Annotated in this window: 19 protein-coding genes; 1 reads left to right on the forward strand and 18 read right to left on the reverse strand. The window is 41.7% G+C overall.

Annotated features, from left to right (window positions below):
- Nucleotides 1-33 precede the first annotated feature (33 nt).
- From ABD006_RS01570 to ABD006_RS01600, 7 genes are all read right to left on the reverse strand, one after another.
- A complete protein-coding gene (locus tag ABD006_RS01570) occupies nucleotides 34-1,683 on the reverse strand; it encodes an acyl-CoA mutase large subunit family protein (RefSeq protein ID WP_343836796.1) in 1,650 nt (549 codons plus the stop codon).
- A 211-nt stretch (nucleotides 1,684-1,894) separates the two neighbouring features.
- A complete protein-coding gene (locus tag ABD006_RS01575; RefSeq protein ID WP_343836798.1) occupies nucleotides 1,895-3,040 on the reverse strand; it encodes an acyl-CoA dehydrogenase family protein in 1,146 nt (381 codons plus the stop codon).
- A gap of 54 nt (nucleotides 3,041-3,094) precedes the next feature.
- Nucleotides 3,095-4,075 (reverse strand): NAD(P)H-dependent flavin oxidoreductase, encoded by a 981-nt coding sequence (locus ABD006_RS01580; RefSeq protein ID WP_343836800.1) that lies wholly within the window; start codon nucleotides 4,073-4,075, stop codon nucleotides 3,095-3,097.
- Nucleotides 4,076-4,096: 21 nt separating this feature from the next.
- On the reverse strand, nucleotides 4,097-4,348 hold the full coding sequence (locus tag ABD006_RS01585; RefSeq protein ID WP_343836803.1) for a CoA transferase: 252 nt from the start codon (nucleotides 4,346-4,348) through the stop codon (nucleotides 4,097-4,099).
- Nucleotides 4,290-5,048, reverse strand: coding sequence for a CaiB/BaiF CoA transferase family protein (locus ABD006_RS01590; RefSeq protein WP_343836805.1), 759 nt, complete (start codon nucleotides 5,046-5,048; stop codon nucleotides 4,290-4,292). The genes ABD006_RS01585 and ABD006_RS01590 overlap by 59 nt, the downstream gene beginning before the upstream one ends.
- Nucleotides 5,049-5,136: 88 nt before the next feature.
- On the reverse strand, nucleotides 5,137-6,294 hold the full coding sequence (locus ABD006_RS01595; RefSeq protein ID WP_343836807.1) for a thiolase family protein: 1,158 nt from the start codon (nucleotides 6,292-6,294) through the stop codon (nucleotides 5,137-5,139).
- A 46-nt stretch (nucleotides 6,295-6,340) separates the two neighbouring features.
- Nucleotides 6,341-6,943, reverse strand: a complete 603-nt coding sequence (locus ABD006_RS01600) for a TetR/AcrR family transcriptional regulator (protein WP_343836809.1) — start codon at nucleotides 6,941-6,943, stop codon at nucleotides 6,341-6,343.
- Nucleotides 6,944-7,149: 206 nt separating this feature from the next.
- On the opposite strand from ABD006_RS01600, the gene prli42 reads away from it, so the two are divergent.
- Nucleotides 7,150-7,311: a stressosome-associated protein Prli42 gene (gene prli42, locus ABD006_RS01605; protein ID WP_343836811.1), complete on the forward strand. Its 162-nt coding sequence runs from the start codon at nucleotides 7,150-7,152 to the stop codon at nucleotides 7,309-7,311.
- Nucleotides 7,312-7,369: 58 nt separating this feature from the next.
- Here the strand turns inward: prli42 and ABD006_RS01610 are convergent, their stop codons facing one another.
- The 11 genes from ABD006_RS01610 to ABD006_RS01660 all read right to left on the reverse strand — a co-directional run bounded on the left by ABD006_RS01610 (nucleotide 7,370) and on the right by ABD006_RS01660 (nucleotide 19,911).
- The gene (locus ABD006_RS01610; protein ID WP_343836813.1) at nucleotides 7,370-8,323 is read right to left on the reverse strand and encodes an aromatic acid exporter family protein; all 954 of its coding nucleotides are present in this window, start codon (nucleotides 8,321-8,323) and stop codon (nucleotides 7,370-7,372) included.
- Nucleotides 8,324-8,429: 106 nt separating this feature from the next.
- Nucleotides 8,430-8,867 (reverse strand): BrxA/BrxB family bacilliredoxin, encoded by a 438-nt coding sequence (locus ABD006_RS01615; protein WP_343837734.1) that lies wholly within the window; start codon nucleotides 8,865-8,867, stop codon nucleotides 8,430-8,432.
- 565 nt (nucleotides 8,868-9,432) lie between these two features.
- A complete protein-coding gene (locus ABD006_RS01620; RefSeq protein ID WP_343836815.1) occupies nucleotides 9,433-9,612 on the reverse strand; it encodes a hypothetical protein in 180 nt (59 codons plus the stop codon).
- Nucleotides 9,613-9,720: 108 nt separating this feature from the next.
- A complete protein-coding gene (locus tag ABD006_RS01625; protein ID WP_343836818.1) occupies nucleotides 9,721-10,998 on the reverse strand; it encodes a dihydrolipoamide acetyltransferase family protein in 1,278 nt (425 codons plus the stop codon).
- 87 nt (nucleotides 10,999-11,085) lie between these two features.
- Nucleotides 11,086-12,069, reverse strand: a complete 984-nt coding sequence (locus tag ABD006_RS01630; RefSeq protein ID WP_343836820.1) for an alpha-ketoacid dehydrogenase subunit beta — start codon at nucleotides 12,067-12,069, stop codon at nucleotides 11,086-11,088.
- Nucleotides 12,070-12,084: 15 nt separating this feature from the next.
- A complete protein-coding gene (locus tag ABD006_RS01635; RefSeq protein ID WP_343836822.1) occupies nucleotides 12,085-13,077 on the reverse strand; it encodes a thiamine pyrophosphate-dependent dehydrogenase E1 component subunit alpha in 993 nt (330 codons plus the stop codon).
- Between the two features lie 33 nt (nucleotides 13,078-13,110).
- Complete coding sequence (gene lpdA, locus ABD006_RS01640) at nucleotides 13,111-14,532, reverse strand: dihydrolipoyl dehydrogenase (RefSeq protein WP_343836824.1); 1,422 nt, start codon at nucleotides 14,530-14,532, stop codon at nucleotides 13,111-13,113.
- Between the two features lie 20 nt (nucleotides 14,533-14,552).
- The gene (gene buk, locus ABD006_RS01645) at nucleotides 14,553-15,644 is read right to left on the reverse strand and encodes a butyrate kinase (protein ID WP_343837737.1); all 1,092 of its coding nucleotides are present in this window, start codon (nucleotides 15,642-15,644) and stop codon (nucleotides 14,553-14,555) included.
- Nucleotides 15,645-15,685: 41 nt separating this feature from the next.
- Nucleotides 15,686-16,780 carry a Leu/Phe/Val dehydrogenase gene (locus ABD006_RS01650; protein ID WP_343836826.1) on the reverse strand — a complete coding sequence of 365 codons (1,095 nt, stop codon included), beginning with the start codon at nucleotides 16,778-16,780 and terminating at the stop codon, nucleotides 15,686-15,688.
- A 15-nt stretch (nucleotides 16,781-16,795) separates the two neighbouring features.
- On the reverse strand, nucleotides 16,796-17,707 hold the full coding sequence (yqiS, locus tag ABD006_RS01655; protein WP_343836829.1) for a phosphate butyryltransferase: 912 nt from the start codon (nucleotides 17,705-17,707) through the stop codon (nucleotides 16,796-16,798).
- 122 nt (nucleotides 17,708-17,829) lie between these two features.
- Nucleotides 17,830-19,911 carry a sigma 54-interacting transcriptional regulator gene (locus tag ABD006_RS01660; protein ID WP_343836831.1) on the reverse strand — a complete coding sequence of 694 codons (2,082 nt, stop codon included), beginning with the start codon at nucleotides 19,909-19,911 and terminating at the stop codon, nucleotides 17,830-17,832.
- Nucleotides 19,912-20,138: the final 227 nt, after the last annotated feature.

Here is a 20,138-nt window from a genome sequence, read left to right on the forward strand (position 1 = left end):
CCCCTTTTGTCTCCATCCATGATTATTCAATGTTTAGCCCACGTATTCACCGAATTCTTGTCTTAAAACATTACAAATTTCACCGACAGAAGCGTAGGCTTTGACGGCATTTAAAATATATGGAATTAGATTTTCATTTGTGTTTTGGGCTGCTTCTTCCAAGTCATTTAAAGCTTGATTTACGTGTACCTGATTGCGTTCTTCTTTAACGTTTTGCAGGCTTTGAATTTGACTGCTCTCCAGTTCATCATCCACTTTAAGTAAATCAGGATTAACCTCTTCGTCCACTTGAAATTCGTTCAAACCAACAACAATTTCCTCTTCATTTTCTATGTTTTTCTGGGTTTCATAGGCAGCCTGATGAATTTCCCGTTGCATGTAGCCTTCTTCTACTGCCTGTACAGCGCCACCAAGCTCTTCAATTTTATCTAAATATTTTTCGACTTCTTCTTCCATCTGATCTGTCAACGATTCGACATAATAGGAACCTGCCAGTGGGTCAACAGTATCAGCGACACCGCTTTCATGAGCAATAATCTGCTGGGTACGAAGCGCAATTCGAGCAGACTCTTCAGTCGGTAAAGCCAAGGCTTCATCCCTGGAATTGGTGTGCAGGCTCTGTGTTCCGCCTAACACAGCTGATAGTGCCTGTAAAGTTACTCGTACAATGTTATTATCCGGCTGCTGAGCTGTAAGCGTTGAGCCACCTGTCTGTGTATGAAAACGGAGCTTCCAGCTTTTCGGGTTTTCTGCTCCATAGCGTTCCTTCATGATTTTTGCCCATAGTCTTCTTGCCACTCTAAATTTCGCCACCTCTTCAAAAAAGTTGTTATGCGCATTGAAAAAGAAAGCTAAACGTGGGGCAAACTGGTCTACTTCCAGTCCACTGTTTAAAGCCGCGTCCACATAGGCCATACCATTTGCCAGTGTAAAAGCGACTTCTTGAACAGCAGTCGAGCCTGCTTCCCGGATATGATAGCCGGAAATGCTGATGGTATTAAACTTAGGCACATACTGCTGACAATACTCAAAAATATTCGTAATCAAACGCATAGAAGGCTTAGGCGGAAAAATATATGTACCTCTGGCTATATATTCCTTTAAAATGTCATTTTGAATCGTTCCGGTTAATGCTTCCTTAGAAACCCCCTGTTTTTCCCCAACAGCTATGTACATGCACAATAAAACAGAGGCCGGTGCATTAATCGTCATCGATGTACTGACCTGATCCAAAGGAATTTTGTCTAATAAATCCTCCATATCTTTAAGGGTATCAATCGCAACCCCCACTTTTCCGACTTCCCCCTCAGACATCGGATCGTCGGAGTCATAACCAATCTGTGTAGGTAAATCAAATGCCACAGAAAGGCCGGTTTGTCCCTGATCCAGCAAATAACGAAAACGCTCGTTTGTTTCCTTTGCAGAACCAAAGCCGGCGTATTGACGCATGGTCCAGAACCTGCTCCGGTACATGGTAGGCTGTATCCCTCTTGTGTACGGGTATTGCCCAGGAAATCCCAATTTTTCTACATATTTCTCATCTTTATTTTCCGGTGTGTATAATCGTTCTACTTCGATGTCAGAACTGGTTTGAAATGAGTCTTTTCGTTCGGGAAAACGATGAGTAGCCTTTTCAACCGCTTTTTCCCATTCCTGTTGAGCCTGTTTAGGATCTTTATTCATCATGGAACCTCCTTCACGTTGTCCTAATCCTAATAAATTCGATAAAAAATCATAAATTCCTATTAACTAGAGGAAATCTATTCTATTTTATTTGTCAAAATGGGCTTGCATCATTTTGTTTAAAATAACTGAACCAAACCAAGGTGCCTCTTCACATGAGTGTAATGCGTCATGTAAACGAGGCACCTTAAAAATTCACATCCTTATATCGTTATAACCCCATATTTTTCGCAATAATATTTTTCATGATTTCATTGGTGCCGGCGTAAATCGAAGTGACTGCAACATCCCGATATCTGCGGGCGATCTCATATTCTTCCATATACCCAAAGCCCCCAAAAAGCTGCATGCATTCAACAGCTGCCTTCTGGGCCAGGTCTGTCGTCCACCATTTTGCCATCGATACTTCATCAACAATTTCCTCTCCGGCCATGTGCTCTTCCACTAATCGATCCACAAAGGTTCTTCCAATCGAAAGCTCGGTGTTCAGTTCGGCCAGCTTAAATTGGGTGTTTTGAAATTTGCTGATCCTTCTGCCAAAGGCTTCCCGCTCTCTGACATAATCAATCGTCAGATCCAGCATTCTTTCAATTCCGGCTACTGTCTGTATAGCCACCATTAAACGTTCCTGCTGTAATTGATTCATTAAATAATAGAACCCTTTTCCTTCTTCACCTAATAAATTTGCAGCGGGAACACGGGCATCTTCAAAAATGAGTTCACTGGTATCATTGGCATGCTGACCGACTTTGTTCAATTTTTTCCCTCGTTTAAAACCTGGCGTACCCCTTTCAACAACAATCAGACTAATCCCTTTATGGGGCGGATATGCTTTAGGATCAGTTTTGCATACCACTACGGCTAAATCTGCAGAATGCCCGTTTGTAATAAAGGTTTTTTCCCCATTAATGATGTAGTCATCACCATCACGGATGGCTGTTGTTTTGACAGCTGCTAAATCCGAACCCGCACCTGGTTCAGTCATAGCGATTGCGGAAATCATTTCACCCGTTGTTGCTTTGGGCAGCCAGCGATTTTTCTGTTCCGCATTCCCGTATGTTTCAATATATGGAATGACGATATCATTATGAAGGCCAAATCCTGTCATAGCCGTCCCGATTTTCTCAAATTCCTCAGATATGACAACGGAATAACCGAAATCAGCGTTTAACCCTCCATACTTTTCGTCAACTTGCGGACATAAAAAGCCTTGCTCCCCTGCCTTTTTCCAAAAGGATCGCGGAACCTGTTTATCCTGTTCCCATTGTTGATAGAAAGGAGCGGCTTCTTTTGCCAGAAACTTCTGTAAGGACTCTCTGAAAATCTCATGTTCCTCTTTTAAAAATGGTCTTTTCATAAAATCCCCCCTGTCTTCAGTAAGATGGTGATAGGGACTCCAAAATCACGCGGATTACACGGTCTCTTCTTTTTTCCGGGATACTTTTTCAATAGCACTTTTATATTCCGTTTTTAATTCTTCTACGATGTCCGCAACAGGCTGGGTTCGATTAATGGCACCCACTCCTTGACCTGCACCCCAGATATCCTTCCAGGCTTTTACGTCCTTATTTCGTAATTCCGAGAAATCTATGGTTTCTTTTTTCTTAAGATTTGCAGGATCCATACCTGCCTTTTCAATACTTGGTACGAGGTAATTGGCATTCACACCGCTAAAAGCGTCTGTATAGATAATGTCCTCAATGGATGAATCAACAATCATATCTTTATAAGCATCCTGAGCTGAGCTTTCCACTGATGGAATAAAACGGGTTCCCATATAGGAAAAATCAGCACCAAGCACTTCCGTTGCCAGAATATCTTCACCTTTTGTCATTCCGCCTGATAAAGCGATGGGACCATCAAAAAATTCCCGAACCTCATGCACAAACGAAATCGGATTAAAGGTTCCGGCATGCCCGCCTGCACCACTGGCAACAAGAACAAGACCATCTGCCCCTTTTTCTATCGCCTTCTCAGCATACTTAATATTAATCACATCCGAGAACACAACTCCTCCGTATTGATGAACAATTTCAGCTACAGGTCCCGGATCTCCCAAAGAAGTAATCACGACTGGCGGCTGATACTTTTCGATTAAATTTAAATCTTCCACATAACGTTTATTCGACCTATGTACAATAAAGTTGATTCCCCAAGGTCCTATTTTCTGATGAGGGTTTTCTTCTTTTAATTGTTGAAGTTCAGAGGTAATTTCCTTCATCCAATCCTCTAAAATTTCACCAGTTCGAGCGTTTAAGGCTGGAAAAGTACTAATAACTCCTGATGCACAACCATTAATCACCATTTTTGGATTATTAATTAAAAACATAGGGGCAATCATTACAGGAATATCTACGGAACCCCTCAATTCTTTTACAGTCTGATTAACCATTTCAATCACCTTTCTATAAGTTTATTTCTTTTTCACACCGAATTGACATAAAATTTGCTTTGTATGCTCTCCATGTTCAGGCGCTTGCGATCGAATTGTACCTGGTGTTTCAGATAGCTTTATCGGTATACCTGGGTGCTGAACGGAATTCGTTTGCTGAGGAATATTCTGAAGCATTTGCCGGGCTGAAACCTGCGGGCTGGCAATCACTTCATTAAAGGTATGAACCGGACTGACACAACCAGCGATCATCCTTTGTTTGATAAACTTCATAGCAGGCAAGGGCACCACTTAACGTCTGTTTGCCCCTTTCCGGCTCGATATGGTTTGTTAAGTATCCAGGAAGCAGTATTTGCAGCCAGGATAGAACTCCATCTAGCATAGAGATATCAACAAATTGCCCTCTTCCTGACTTTCCTCTTTCAATTAAAGCAAGTAATATGCCAATTGCTGCAGGCAGTGCACCTCCACCAATATCCGCGATTTGAGCTGCAGGGACGACGGGCTTTCCATCTCGCTCCCCCATCAAATTTAATAAACCGGCATAGCTTATATAATTAATATCATGACCTGGTTTATCCCTATAAGGACCTGTTTGCCCATAACCTGTAATGGAACAGTAAATTAATCCCGGGTTAATATCCCTTAGGGTTTGATAATCCAGACCCAGTTTTTCCATCACACCGGGTCGAAAGGACTCCACAACGATATCGGTTTCTTCCACTAAGCGTAGAAAGTATTGCTTTTCTTCAGGACTTTTTAAATTTAAACAGATGCTTTTTTTATTTCTGTTCAGAGAATGAAAAAAGGCGCTTTTCTCATCAATTTTTGGCTCATAAGCTCTGGCATAATCCCCCATCATTGGATCCTCAACCTTTATGACTTCAGCGCCAAAGTCGGCTAACAGCATCGTACAGTATGGACCAGGTAATAATCGTGTTAAGTCGAGAACACGAATCGATTTTAATGGCACTATCTGTCCCCCTTACTCTTATTTCCTATGTCCGTGTGAACACCTAAGCATTTCTTTGTCCTGCTAAGTCTTCCGGATTGTCTTCGCTTTACTGTTCATCCAGTCTTTCTATAATGGTTGCATTTGCCATTCCATGACCTTCGCACATCGTCTGCAGTCCATATCGACCGCCTGTTCTTTCCAGTTCATGCAATAACGTAATCATCAAGCGTCCTCCGCTGGCCCCTAATGGATGCCCTAAAGCAATGGCCCCTCCACTCACATTTAATTTATCCGGATCTGCTCCGGTTTCCTTGAGCCACGCCAACGGAACGGAAGCAAAGGCCTCATTCACCTCAAATAAATCAATATCATGAATCGATAGCCCGGCTTTTTCCAATACCTTTTCCGTCGCGGGGATAGGTCCTGTTAACATAAGGGTCGGATCAGAACCGGTTACGGATCTGGCAACGACACGAAACCGCGGTTTTAATCCCAGTTCCTCTGCTTTTTCTCTGGACATCATAAGAATTGCATTTGCCCCGTCACTTATCTGACTGGAATTCCCTGCTGTAATATTCCCTTCTTCTTTAAAGGATGGCTTTAAAGAACTCAGCTTCTCCAGACTTGTATTCTCTCTCGGTCCTTCATCATCTTTCATAGCTGCAGAAGTTCCATCTGGGAGGTTTACTTCTAATGGCATAATCTCCTTATCAAACCGTCCCTCTTTTCTCGCCTGTACGGCCTTTCGATGACTTTCCAGAGAAAATTCATCGAGCTCCTTACGGCTAAATTCCCATTTCTCTGCAATTCGGTCAGCGGATAAGCCCTGATGGATCATTTCATACTTAGAAGTCAATTCCTCACTAAAGTCAGCATCCAGACGATTCGAGCCTATAGGAACCCGTGACATACTTTCCACACCACCTGCCACGACGATATCCATATCTCCACTTAAAATAGCCTGTGCAGCAAAATGTACAGCTTGCTGGCTGGAACCGCACTGACGATCAATGGTTGTACCTGGAACCTCCATGGGATAGTCAGCCATTAACGCGGATATTCTGGCTATATCCAGCGCCTGTTCGCCGACCTGGGATACACAGCCTAAGATGACGTCATCTATCAGTTCTGCTGAAATCCCAGCCCTTTTCACCACTTCCTTAAGCGGTTTTGCAGCCAGTTCATCTGCCCGAATCCCGCTTAATAGTCCGTTACGTTTACCTACAGGAGTTCTTACTGCTTCTACAATCACCGCTTCTCTCATAAGCATTCTCCCCTCTCTCTGTAATCTCTTTCATTTTTCTGAATAGTTATGGCTGTGAAGAACCCTTTTTCAGGATACGAAGCAAATAATCACTAATCAGATCAGCTATTTCTGTTTTACTTTTTTGTCCCTCAAAGGAGTACCACTCAATGACCGAATTTAATGCCCCCAGAATAAGATTGCGAACAATTTTTACATTTACATTTTGAAAGACTCCTGCCTCAATACCTTTCAGAATAAGCTGGTCAATATAACGACTATATTGATCACGCAGGGACAGAATTTCTTTTAACGGATCACCGGAAAACAACTGTTCAGGCTTGGCGCCAATTTCAAAACCAGTGCGCTCTTTCAGCAGATATTCAACATGAAGCGTTAACACTTTATGCAATTTTTCCTGTAATTCACTTTTTTCCTCTATGATGGTTTCTATATTATGTATGCTCTGCTCCAAAAGCATTTTTTGGCTCTGGTAAAGAAGGTCCTGCTTATCCTTAAAGTAGTAATATACAGATCCTTTTGTCATCAGCAGCTTTGAAGCAATCTCCTCCATTGTTGTCGCATGAAAGCCTCTTTCGCCAATGATGCTCACGGCTGACTGAATAATCTCTTTCTTTTTCTTTGCGGCTTTTCGTTCACGTAATGACAACATGCTCACTTCCCTGAAAAATCAAATAATTTAGTTAATTCGATTCTATATATTCATTTTTTGACTGTCAAGTTAATTTTCTAAAAATTAACTCACCTTTCAATAATTATATACCTGAAGCAGGACCATTTTTCAGAGTCACATCTTGTCCTTTCTGCCGTTTCACTGTAAAATATAAGAAGGATTATGTAAGGGGGACGAAAAGAATGGCAAAAGCGAAGAAGAAAAAGAATAATCAAAATACAGCTGTTCAAACGAAACCGAAAAAGTCAAAAAGAGAAAAGCGTATGAAAGTCGTTATATATTTAATGGTTATTGCCATGCTTTTAAGCTCATTGCTTGCCGGTGCAGGAATGTGGTTAACCTAAGTACTCCGGAAAAAAACAAGCCCTTAACGTTTTCACTAAAAACGATAAGGGCTTTTGTTTATTTTAAAATGTGTTTTGTATGTTTTTTAATAATCAGGTATTGTTCAATTTCGTTTAACAAGGTAAATAAACTGGCACGAACTTCGAATTCTTCTCTTGTTTTTGGCAGCTCTGTATGTCTGAACGTTTCACGTAATTTCTTCAATCTATCTAAATAAATATGCGCCGTGTTCCCAGGGTGAATACCCTCTGCCAAATCATCAAAAAAACCAGCCATTTCTTTTGCCTGATCATTTACACTGGAAATCCGGCTAATCAGCGGGAGCATTCTTTCCAATACCTCGAATTGCTTAGAACGCATACGAAAGTAATAATGATACGTATGATGGCTTCGTAATAAATGATTTTCAACATCCTGGTAGGCTAAAGCACTCGCCTTTTCAAGATCATTGGCAGCTTCATTAAACTCTTTTCCTGTCCAGCTCTCATCGCCTGTTTCTAAAAACCTGGCAATTTCTTTTAAAATGATTCTAAAGTTCTCTTCCACTCTTTGTTGCATATTCTTTAAATTATCCTCAAGGGAAGGCATATATAAATTCAGGATTAATGCCGTTCCTATTCCGACAGAAATTAACACAACTTCATTCCAGATCAAATCTAAGGTAATGGAATTAGAACCATATAAATGCAAAATAATAACTGAACTCGTTACAATACCTTCAGTAATTTTTAATTTGACTGTGGCAGGTATAAATAATAACAGCAAAATTCCAATAGCAATTGGATGATAGCCAATAAGTAGTTCAAAGACAGCAAAACTGAATACCATGGCTAACAGACAGGCTGCATAACGATGCCAGGAAGCCAGCACAGAGCGTTTTCTCGTCACTTTAATACATAAAATAACCAATATACCCGCAGAGATATAGTTTTCCAATTGAAGTAATTGTGCGATGAAGATAGCAATCGGTGTACCAATTGCTGTTTTTAATGTTCGGTAGCCAATTTTCACTGCAAAGTTGACCCCTTTTGTTTATTTTTTTCTTACCTATTATTTGGTATCTATAAGCCGTTTACTCCTCAACAAAAGAAAAAGGGATGGCTGTTAACCATCACCTTTATACTTCTTCACAATATTCATCAAACAGGTTCTGCAGCTGGTTGACAACTTCATGAGGCTCTGAAGATTCAATTTCATGACGCTCGACCATTTTTAAAATCTTTCCATCTTTAAGTAATGCAAAGGATGGAGAAGATGGTTCATATCCTTCAAAGTACTCTCGAGCTCTGGATGTGGCTTCCCGGTCCTGTCCCGCAAATACTGTATACAGGTGCTCCGGACGCTTATCATAATGAACAGCGTTTGCTGCTGCCGGACGGGCTACTCCTCCTGCACAACCACATGTTGAATTTACCATAACCATTGCTGTACCATTCTGTTTCATTGCTGCGTCAACTTCTTCAGGAGTCTTCAGTTCTTCATACCCCACAGAAGTTACTTCTTCTCTGGCTTTATCTACAATGTCCTGCATAAATAGGTTAAAATCCATAAGTATTCATCTCCTTCCAGATGATCTAAGTATACCAATATCATACCAACATTGGATAAAACTTTCAAATAGAAGGTATAACAAAGGCGGAAGCGCCCGTTTGTCCAGCTGCGGCTCCTAGGTCAAGGCGGATATAAGACAAAGACATTACGTGGCCAAAAACATGCCACTCCATGTCTTCGTCTTATCCCGCATGACCTGAACAGTCGCCTCCGCTTTTCTATTAGCGACGTACAGACTGGACTGAGCCGGAGGAGATAAAGTGAAACTTCAATCAGTGGGGGTTCATCCCCCACGGATTGTTAGTTGAACAAATCGGGTGTTTACTGGCTGTTGACCCCCACTTATTTCTTACAGGGGGTCTTACAGCCAGTTAACACGCGGAAAAGGAAACACGGCGAACAGCGTGAGTCGATGTTGACATATCGGACGAGGTGAAGGAAGTCTCGCTAGTCGGTGGAGCCGGACGTGGCCTATCATGATTCCTTATCTACAATAAGCTGTTTTTAATTACAATTCCATATAAACAAAAGGGCAGATTCCTCAGTAAGAATCTGCCCTAATTAAATCATTAAGATAACTGGCTGGTCTGATGGTTTTGTGTCTGGTTCTGACTTTGGCCGCCCATTCCAGTCATTTTCTGAGCCATTTTACCCACGCCATTACCTTGACGCATACTGTAAAAAGCAGCAGCACCAATTCCAACGGATGCAAGGATTGGTAACCAATTTCTTCTTTGTTGATTGGCCATCCCTATCAACCTCCTTCATCCATTTAGAATTCCCAGTGAGTGATAAAACATTTGAAGATAAATTTGTTAATTTCTGTTGTTTTATAGAAGGCTATATGACAACATTTGTTAATAAACGGAAGTACTATCCGATGACATATTTTCCAGAATTTCTTTCAACCGCTTCAAGAAGTTTCCACAGACCAGACCATCTAAAATACGGTGATCAAGGGATAAACAAAGGTTTACCATATGTCTGGCAGCAAACATTCCATTGATAATCACAGGCTTCTCAACAATGGATTCAACCTGTAATATGGCTGCCTGAGGATGGTTAATAACCCCCATGGACTGTACGGATCCAAACGAACCGGTATTATTAACTGTAAATGTTCCACCTTGCATATCATCCTGAGTCAGTTTTCCGCTCCTGGCCTTAGAAGCAAGGTTGTGGATATCTTTAGCAATGCCTTTAATACTCTTCTCATCCGCATTTTTAATAACCGGTACAAACAATTCCTGATCCTTTGCTACAGCAATTGATAGATGAATGTCCTTTCGCTGAATAATTTTATCTCCAGCCCAGGTACTGTTTAATTGCGGATATTCCTTAAGCGCCTGTGCAACAGCTTTTACAAAAAAGGCAAAGTAAGTAAGACTGAAGCCTTCCTTCTGTTTAAACTCATTTTTCAGTTCATCTCTTGCCTTTACTAAGTCTGTTACATCAGCCTCAACCATCATCCATGCATGAGGAATCTCCTGCTTAGACCGGACCATGTTTTGAGCAATGGCTTTACGCACTCCTGTTACAGGAATTTCGATATCTCCATCTCCTGAAGTAACAGAATCCGTCGGAGATACTGTCTGTTTTTCGGAATCCTTAACAGGCTCTGTGACATCTCTGTCTGATTTTCCCGAGCCTGGCTGAGAGGCTGGTTTAGGTATATCACCTGTTTGAATGATCTTTTCTAAATCTTTTCGTGTAATACGTCCTCCACGACCAGACCCTTCAACATGATTCAAATCAATATCATGCTCCTGTGCTAAGCGAAGTACAGCTGGTGAATAGCGTTTTTTCATCGGCTTTTCCTCAAAATGATCCACTGCTTCCTCTGTTTGTGCAGCTGTAGTTTCTTCCGCTTGCGTTTCAGTAGCTTCTGAACTTCCTTCCGTCTCTATATAACACATTAAGTCCCCAACAGAAATCGTATCGCCTTCTGATGCAACGAGCTCTGTTATTTTTCCTGTAAAGGATGATGGTACTTCCGCATTCACTTTATCCGTCATAACCTCAGCTATCGGATCATATTTATTCACCTGGTCACCTTCACTCACAAGCCAGGTACTGATTGTTCCCTCAGTTACACTCTCTCCAAGCTGAGGCATGTGTATTCTTTCCGTTGCCATCTTATCCCTCCTTTTGTTTTCAGACTAAACGGTCGCCTTCGCTTTTCTTTGTCCAGCTGCGGCTCCCGGTCGCCTCCGCTTTTCTACCTAAAATTCTGCTAGTTCCCGCATGGCTTTTTCGGTTTTTTCCGGGTTGATCATAAAATACTTTTCCATTGGAGGCGCAAAAGGCATCGCGGGTACATCTGGTCCTGCGAGTCGTTGTACGGGTGCATCTAAATCAAACAAGCAGTTTTCCGAAATGATTGCTGAAACTTCACTTAGTATACTGCCTTCTTTATTATCTTCAGTGACCAGCAGCACTTTTCCCGTTTTTCTCGCTGCCTCAATAATCGCTTCTTTATCGAGAGGATAAACCGTCCGCAAATCTAAAATGTGTGGGGAAATCCCCTCTTCCTCTAGCTTTTCAGAAGCCTGAAGAGCAAAATGAACACCGAGGCCATATGTAATGACGGTAATATCTGTTCCTTCTCGTTTAACATCGGCTTTTCCAATAGGCAATACATAATCATCCTCAGGTACATCACCTTTTAATAGTCGATAGGCACGCTTATGTTCAAAAAATAAAACAGGATCTTCATCCCTTATAGCTGCTTTAAGTAGTCCTTTTGCATCATACGGGGTGGATGGCATGACGATTTTAAGGCCGGGCTGATTGGCAAACACCGATTCCACTGACTGGGAATGATATAAAGCACCGTGCACGCCCCCGCCATAAGGAGCTCGAATAGTAATCGGGCAATGCCAGTCATTGTTTGAACGATAACGAATTTTGGCTGCTTCGGATATAATCTGATTGACAGCAGGCATAATAAAGTCTGCAAATTGCATTTCGGCAACAGGCCTCATGCCATACATAGCTGCTCCAATCCCCACTCCGGCAATAGCCGATTCTGCCAGAGGTGTATCGATCACCCGTTCTTCGCCAAACTCGTCATAGAGACCGTCAGTGGCCCTGAACACGCCACCTTTTTTCCCGACGTCCTCACCTAAAACAAAAACCTTCTCGTTTCGCCTCATTTCCTCCTGCATCGCTTGAGTCACAGCTTGAATATATGATATTACAGGCATCGTTATCCCCCTCCTTTACTCTGCATAGACATAACGCAGGGTGCTTTCCGAATCAGCATACGGTGCGTTTTCTGCGTATTCCGTGGCTTCATTTACCATTTTATCTATTTCTGAATGAAGCTCGTTTTCGATGTCATCGGTTAAAATGCCATTTTGCTTTAAATAGTCGCCAAATGTAATTAAAGCATCCTTCTTTTTAGCTTCTTCCACTTCTTCCTTTTCACGGTAGGTCCGGTCGTCATCATCACTTGAATGGGCAGTAAACCTGTAGGATACCGTTTCAATTAAAGTTGGTCCCTCTCCATTCACAGCACGTTGTCTGGCATCCCGGACAGCTTCATAAACAGCTAATGGATCATTGCCATCTATGGTTACTCCCGGCATACCGTATCCCTGGGCTCGATCGGAGACAGATTTACTTCCAAGCTGTTTTTCTAATGGGACGGATATGGCATATTTATTATTTTCGACCATAGTAATCACAGGTAATTTGTGGACACCAGCAAAATTTAAGCCTTCGTGGAAATCGCCCTGGTTAGAAGATCCCTCTCCTAACGTTACAAAGGAAGCAATGTCTTTCTTTTCCATCTTGGCTGCTAAAGCAACTCCTACAGCATGGGGAACCTGGGTGGTTACCGGCGATGATCCAGTTAAAATCCGGTTTTTCCTTTGACCAAAATGACCTGGCATCTGACGTCCGCCGGAATTAGGGTCTTCAGCTTTCGCAAATCCTGACAGCATTAATTCTTTTGCAGTCATTCCAAAAGCCAATACCACTCCCAGATCACGATAATAAGGAGCAACATAATCCTGATCACGATCCAATGCAAAGGATGCTCCCACCTGTGCGGCTTCCTGTCCCTGACAGGAGATAACAAACGGAATCTTTCCTGCCCGATTTAACAGCCACATTCTTTCATCTATTTTTCTGGCCAGAAGCATGTGCCTATAGATATCCAGCACCTGCTCATCTGTCAATCCCAATGATTTGTGGCGATTTTGTGTCATCAATACCCCTCCTTTAATAACTTCTGCTTATCATTATCCGTGTATCTGCTTTCCATCAACGGCTAAAGCTGCTTCTCCCATCCCCTCTGTTAAGGATGGATGAGGATGAATCGTTTCGGATAACTCCCATGGTGTGGCATCCAGCACTTTGGCAAGCGTCCCTTCCGTAATCATGTCTGTCACATGAGGACCAATCATATGAACGCCCAACAGATCATCACTGTTTCTATCAGCTACAATTTTTACAAAACCATCTGATTCACCTTGAACGAGGGCTTTCCCAATGGCTTTAAAAGGAAATTTCCCGATTTTAACTTCATACCCTTGATCTTTCGCTTCCTGTTCTGTCAGACCAACACTGGTTGCCTCAGGATTTGAGTAAATACAGGTTGGTATTTCCTCCTGTTTCAATGGATAAGGTTCTTCGTTTGCCATATGCTCAACAGCAAGCTTCCCTTCATGTGATGCCACATGGGCCAGCTGCAAGCCGCCAATCACATCTCCAATGGCATAAATATGGGATTCTTTAGTCTGATAGTATGAATTCGTTTGTATAACTCCCTGCTCAGCTTGAATATCAGTATTTTCCAGACCAATGTTCTCGATATTGGCTGAACGGCCGACTGACACCAGCAGCTTACTGGCAGTAAAGTCTTTTCTCTGCCCCTTCTTTTCTGCTGAAATTTGAACACCATTCTCCTTCTTTAGCGTGTCTGGAAGGACTTTAGCACCCGTTTCAATTTTAATTCCTTTCTTCTTCAGTAATCGGGTCATTTCTTTAGATATATCCTGATCCTCAGCAGGGAGAATACGGTCTGCATATTCAAGAATCGTCACGTCAACACCAAAGTCGGCAAGCATAGATGCCCATTCGATGCCGATTACGCCTCCACCTACAATAATCATTGATTCCGGAAGCTCCTCAAGTTCCAATGCTTCATCTGAAGTTAAGACAAATTTTCCATCAATATCTAAACCGGGAAGTGTATTCGGCCTGGATCCCGTTGCAATGAGTACATTTTTAGGAACGAGCATGGCATTTTCCTCGCCATTGTTCATTTCAACGGATATCGTTCCAGGGACTGGTGAAAAAATACTCGGACCTAATATACGGCCAAATCCTTCAAAAATATCGATTTTACCTCTTTTCATCAGCGACTGGACACCTGTATGTAATTGATCGACAATTCTTTGTTTTCGTTCTTGAACTTTAACGAAATTTATTTTGGGGGATGTTAGTTCAATTCCGTATTCGGCTGCCTCTTTAGCCTGACGAAATACCTCAGCACTGCGCAATAAGGCCTTGGATGGAATACAACCTTTATGAAGACACGTTCCTCCAAGGTTGCCCTTCTCAACGATAGCGGTTTTTAATCCTAGTTGACTGGCCCTTATAGCAGCCACATATCCCCCTGTTCCACCACCAAGAATGACTAAATCATAGTCTTCTGCCATTTTCTTTCACTCCTTTCTATCTATATAGACTGTGGATAAGTCTTAGGGTCCTCTTCCCCATTTAAAACGCGTAAGGTCCCTTCAGCCAACGCCAGCAGTTCATCCTCTCCTGGGTACGTCCAAATATCCGCAATCCATTTCACCCGTTTTTTAATCATATCTACAAAGGATTCATCATAAGCGAGTCCGCCTGTAAGGACAATTGCATCTACTTTACCTTCTAATACCACCGATGCACTGCCGATTTCCTTAGCTACCTGATAGGCCATAGCCTCATAAACTTCTTCCGCTTCCTTATCACCGTGCTTGATTCGCTTTTCCACTTCCCGGGCATCATTGGTTTTCAGGTACCCCATCAGACCACCATGACCAACAATTTTTTTCATCATTTCGTCTATAAAATACTCCCCGCTGAAGCTTAAGGAAATTAAATCACCGGCAGGTACTGTACCTGCTCTTTCTGGTGAAAACGGTCCATCACCATGGAGACCATTATTCACATCCACAACCCGGCCTTTTTTATGGGCACCTACTGTAATACCCCCACCCATATGTGTGACAACAAGATTCGTTTCCTCGTACCGCTTATTTAAATCTACGGCAGCTTTACGGGCCACAGCTTTTTGATTCAATGCATGAAAAATACTTTTACGTGGAATTTCCGGAACACCTGAATATCTCGCCAGGTCTTCCAATTCATCAACCACAACAGGGTCTACGATAAATGCCGGAATGTTTAAGCCTAAAGCTATTTCATGGGCTATAATCCCTCCCAGGTTAGAAGCATGCTTTCCATTATAGCCTTCCTTTAAATCCTTGAGCATCTGGTTATTAACAGTATAAGTTCCTCCTTTGATGGGGCGCAGAAGTCCCCCTCGCCCGCAAACGGCATCCAGCCTGGAAATATTTATCCCTTCATAATCCAGATGCTCTAAGATCATTTGCTTTCTGAAATCATATTGATCAAACAGGTTTGGAAAGGAATTTATTTCATCGGATGAATGTCTGATGGTTTTTTCAAATATACACTGATGATTATCAAAAACACCCATCTTTGTAGAGGTTGAGCCTGGGTTGATCACTAAAATTCGAAAGTTCTTTTGCTGCAACATAATAACCTCCAATGATTTCACATGCGTACATACATCATTCGTTATCTCCTGGATATCACGTGGTGTTCATCCTGTAAAAAAGTACTTCTGGATTTGTGCAGACCTGAAATTCTTTCTTCTGCCATACGGTCAGCAGCAACATTGGCTGGAATATGATCACGTTTGGAAATCTCAAACACTTTTGTAATGTTGTCATAAAGGGTCTCGATTTTTTTCATTGCCCTTTCCCGATTATATCCATAAAGCTCATCAGCAACATTGATGACCCCTCCAGCATTAATTACATAATCAGGTGCATAGACAATTCCCTTTTCATATAAAACATCTCCATGTCTCGACTCTGCTAATTGATTGTTAGCTGAGCCAGCAACTACTTTAGCTGACAACCTGGGTATGGTTTCATCATTAATTGTTGCGCCTAAAGCACATGGAGCATAAATATCACAGTCCACATCATATATATCATCTGGATCGACAGCTTTTGCCTCAAAATCATCCACAGCTCTCTGAACGGCATTCTTATCAATATCTGTAACGACCAGCTGTGCTCCTTCTTCATGAAGATGCCTGCAGAGCTGATAAGCAACATTACCGACTCCTTGTACGGCGACAACTCTTCCTTCAAGACTGTCTGTTCCAAAGGCTTCCTTTGCTGCAGCCTTCATTCCCCGATAAACACCATAAGCAGTTGCCGGAGAAGGATTTCCGGATGAACCAAAGGCAGGGGAAATTCCTGTTACATAATTGGTTTCCTGATATATAGTATCCATATCGTGTACCGTCGTCCCTACGTCTTCTGCTGTGATATAACGGCCACCCAGCCCCTGAATATAACGACCGAATGCTCGAAACATCGCTTCATTTTTATCCTTTTTAGGGTCACCTATAATGACCGTTTTACCTCCGCCAAGATTCAGTCCTGCAGCCGCATTCTTATAGGTCATCCCCTTTGACAGTCTTAATGCATCAATCAAAGCATCTTCCTCTGATTCATAGGTCCACATTCTCGTTCCCCCAAGTGCCGGACCCAGTGATGTATCATGGATGGCAATGATTGCTTTCAAACCTGATGCCTGATCCTGACAAAACAGAACCTGTTCATACTCATCATGTTCCATATACTTAAATAATTCCATAAAGATATCCCCCTCTTATTTGTTGTGATCGGCTGTTAATAGCCCCAGTATGATTGAATAGAGCTTACTTTCATGTGTATCTGAACGGGAGGTAAGCACGATTGGTGCAGCGGCTCCACTGATCACAGATGCAACCTTTGCTCCTGCAAAATAAATAAATGACTTATATAAAGCATTCCCTGTTTCTAATTCAGGTACCACCAGTATGTCTGCCTGACCTGCAACCTCAGACTTAATACCTTTTTCATGAACGGATTCCATAGAGAATGCATTATCAAACGCCAGAGGTCCATCCACGATACAATCCTTTATTTGCCCTCTTTTTTGCATTTGTGATAAGGCAGCTGCATCTACAGTTGCCGGCATAGAAGGGTTCACAACCTCCACTGCCGCAAGAGCTGCTACCTTAGGTGTGTTCTGATCGACTTTTCGGTAAACATCAACGGCATTTTGAATGATTTCAGCTTTCGTTTTTAAATCAGGTGTAAGATTCATAGCTGCATCTGTCAGATAAATCAATCGATTCTGTTCAGGTATTTCAAAAACAGCTACATGGCTCAATACACGTGAAGTTCTTAAACCATGTTCCTTGTTCAATACCTGTTTTAAGAGCTGTTTTGTCGAAAGGTTACCTTTCATTAAAACGTCTGCTTTTTTGTGATGAACATCCTGAACTGCACGTTGAGCGGCTTCCCCAAAATTTTCTGTATGGAAGACTTCAATGTTGTCTTGATTTAAATCCAGACCAACCTCTTCAGCATAGGCTCGAATATGTCCAATATCGCCAAATAATCTAAATCCAGCAACCTTCATTTCAAGTGTATGCTTGACAGCCTTTAGTACTTCCGGATCTGCTGCTTGTGCTAAAGCAATGGTTCTTTCTGCTTTATCCCGGGTTAATTTTTCATGCAACGCTGTTAATTTCATGTTCCTCACCTCTGTATCTATCGCGAAACAGCCTCCATTATAAATACATGCAAAAGCCATGCCAACCCTTTTTTATGAAAACGCTTCATTTTATGTGGAAAACTGTCTGCAACTTTTTGCATTCATGAATGATTTTGCATGTTACTTTTGTCAATATTATGCTTGTCCAGCTTGTAATAAAGATTTCGAATAGAGATTCCCAATCGCCTTGCAGTTTTTGTTTTATTATATTGATTTTCTTCCAGCACCCTAATTAAAACCTGTTTTTCATATTCGTTCAGCGCATCCTGAAGAGTCATGTTCTTAAGGTTAGGAGCAGGAAGCTTTTCCTCGGTCGATTCAGACTTTATCTGACTTGTAAATTTGGGAATGTGTTCTGCTATAATTTCATCTTCTGTATGATTCATATAAATCATGGCACGACCAATAATATTCTCTAACTCTCGAACATTTCCCGGAAAATGATAATTGGTTAAACTCTGAATGGCCTCCTGACTAATAGCTTTCACCTGACGTCCATAATCCTGATTTAATTTCTGAATAAGGTGATGAATCAGTGCCGGTAAATCATCCAGGCGTTCTCTTAGGGGCGGGATATAAATCGGTAATCGGTTTAAACGATAATACAAATCCTCACGAAATTCTCCCTGCATAATCGCTTTTTCCAGATTTACATTTGTCGCAGCAATAATCCTTGTGTCAATCGTTACTGGATTCGTACCCCCTACCCGAACAATTTCTCCCTCCTGTAACACACGCAAAAGCTTGGCCTGTGTGTTGAGAGACAACTCACCAATTTCATCCAGGAATATGCTGCCATTGTGTGCTTCTTCAAATAAACCTCGTTTCCCATTTTGCTTCGCTCCAGAGAATGCGCCTGCTTCATAACCAAATAGTTCACTCTCCAATAATGATTCTGCAATAGCTGCACAATTCACACGAATAAATTTGTTATGTCTGCGTGTACTCTCATTATGAATGGCATGCGCAAACAGCTCTTTCCCTGTGCCTGATTCTCCTCTTAACAAAACTGTCGCAGGTGTTTTGGCACCAACTTTGGCCTGCTCCAAAGCTATATTCATTTCTGTAGATTCTGCGATAATATCATCAAAAGTATATTTAGCTTCAAGGTTTCGGATAATTTGTCTGGCACGTTTTAATTCAGAGGTGAGAGATTGTATTTCAGACACGTCATGAATGACACCTACACTTCCTTTAAGCTTGCCGTCAACAATCATAGGAGCAACATTCACAATGACATCTTTATTTGCAGGCCCTACTTTTAAATGAACACCTCTTACTGGTCTACGTGTTTTCAGGACCTTTAAATGCATACTCTCGCCTTCTGAAATATCCGCTGTAGCCGGTTTTCCTATAACATCCTTTTCCGTCAGTCCGGTAATACGTGTATAGGCCGGGTTAATCATGAGTCCATTACCCTTTTCATCCACAACTGTAATGGCTTCTTCTGAGGACTGAATAATCGCCTCGAGCATCGTCTTTATTTCCTTTAAATCTGTAATTTCCTCTGCCAGATTAACAACCTCAGTAATGTCTTTGAAAACGGCAAATGCACCTTCAGCTTTATTTGCTGAATTAATAATAGGAATCCTTGTCGTAATAACCTTTTTTCCATTATGTAATTGAAGTTTCTGATTGACCTCTTTTCTCCCTACTTTAAACACATGCGGCAGTCGAGTAGAGGGAATAATTTCTTCAATCGGCTTGTGAAGCATCTCAGCCCTTTTAAATCCAAGAATTCGTTCTGCACTTTTATTAACAAAACTTACCTGGTAATGCTGATCCATAACAATCATCCCGTCATGAATCGCATCCAAAATAAAATCACGGGTTTTCGTATGACTTTTCAACTCACTTACCAACGCTTCTTTTTCATCTACCAGTTTAGATGTCACATAAGCAACCGCCCCGGGAACCACAACCATTTCAGGCGGCTTTTGGGCTAGAATATCCTCATAGACCTTCTGATTTCCTGTTGCCTCGATAATGATATCAATATCCTTTTGAAGCCAAACACGATAATCATTACCGGTCTTAATATGATTATCCTTTGCCAGTTTCAATCCTGGTGCATCCGGGTGAATATCAACAATACCTGCCACTTTTAGCACATCGGAGTCAGCCAGAATTTTCAAAATAGCTGAACCTCCTTTTCCAGCACCAACAATCAGTACATTATTCACCTAAGCACCTCCCTGCTTTCGCAAAAAATTGCATATAATTATCATATAGTAAAACAGAAACCTATGCAATATGATTCATGGGTTCCTAAAGGTTAAAGAACGTTGAGCGAGCATTTTTAGATAAAGTGAAACTTCCATCAATGGGGGGATTACGGCCAGTTACTTCGTGATAAATAAAATTAATTTTAATAACTTTTTCTTTAATGAATCTCGCTTTGATATAATTA

It is taken from the genome of Salinibacillus aidingensis (assembly GCF_039522525.1).
In the GTDB taxonomy this organism is placed as follows: Bacteria; Bacillota; Bacilli; order Bacillales; family Alkalibacillaceae; genus Salinibacillus; species Salinibacillus aidingensis.

Bases quoted from the DNA above. Each gene is read 5' to 3' on its own strand.
- ABD006_RS01630 (WP_343836820.1), bottom strand. From the start codon at position 12,069: ATGCCTGTAATATCATATATTCAAGCTGTGACTCAAGCGATGCAGGAG.
- prli42 (WP_343836811.1), top strand. From the start codon at position 7,150: ATGGCAAAAGCGAAGAAGAAAAAGAATAATCAAAATACAGCTGTTCAA.
- ABD006_RS01580 (WP_343836800.1), bottom strand. From the start codon at position 4,075: ATGGTTAATCAGACTGTAAAAGAATTGAGGGGTTCCGTAGATATTCCT.
- ABD006_RS01620 (WP_343836815.1), bottom strand. From the start codon at position 9,612: ATGGCCAATCAACAAAGAAGAAATTGGTTACCAATCCTTGCATCCGTT.
- ABD006_RS01585 (WP_343836803.1), bottom strand. From the start codon at position 4,348: ATGAAGTTTATCAAACAAAGGATGATCGCTGGTTGTGTCAGTCCGGTT.
- buk (WP_343837737.1), bottom strand. From the start codon at position 15,644: ATGTTGCAGCAAAAGAACTTTCGAATTTTAGTGATCAACCCAGGCTCA.
- ABD006_RS01570 (WP_343836796.1), bottom strand. From the start codon at position 1,683: ATGAATAAAGATCCTAAACAGGCTCAACAGGAATGGGAAAAAGCGGTT.
- ABD006_RS01650 (WP_343836826.1), bottom strand. From the start codon at position 16,780: ATGGAATTATTTAAGTATATGGAACATGATGAGTATGAACAGGTTCTG.
- ABD006_RS01625 (WP_343836818.1), bottom strand. From the start codon at position 10,998: ATGGCAACGGAAAGAATACACATGCCTCAGCTTGGAGAGAGTGTAACT.
- yqiS (WP_343836829.1), bottom strand. From the start codon at position 17,707: ATGAAATTAACAGCGTTGCATGAAAAATTAACCCGGGATAAAGCAGAA.
- lpdA (WP_343836824.1), bottom strand. From the start codon at position 14,532: ATGGCAGAAGACTATGATTTAGTCATTCTTGGTGGTGGAACAGGGGGA.
- ABD006_RS01595 (WP_343836807.1), bottom strand. From the start codon at position 6,294: ATGAGAGAAGCGGTGATTGTAGAAGCAGTAAGAACTCCTGTAGGTAAA.
- ABD006_RS01575 (WP_343836798.1), bottom strand. From the start codon at position 3,040: ATGAAAAGACCATTTTTAAAAGAGGAACATGAGATTTTCAGAGAGTCC.
- ABD006_RS01635 (WP_343836822.1), bottom strand. From the start codon at position 13,077: ATGACACAAAATCGCCACAAATCATTGGGATTGACAGATGAGCAGGTG.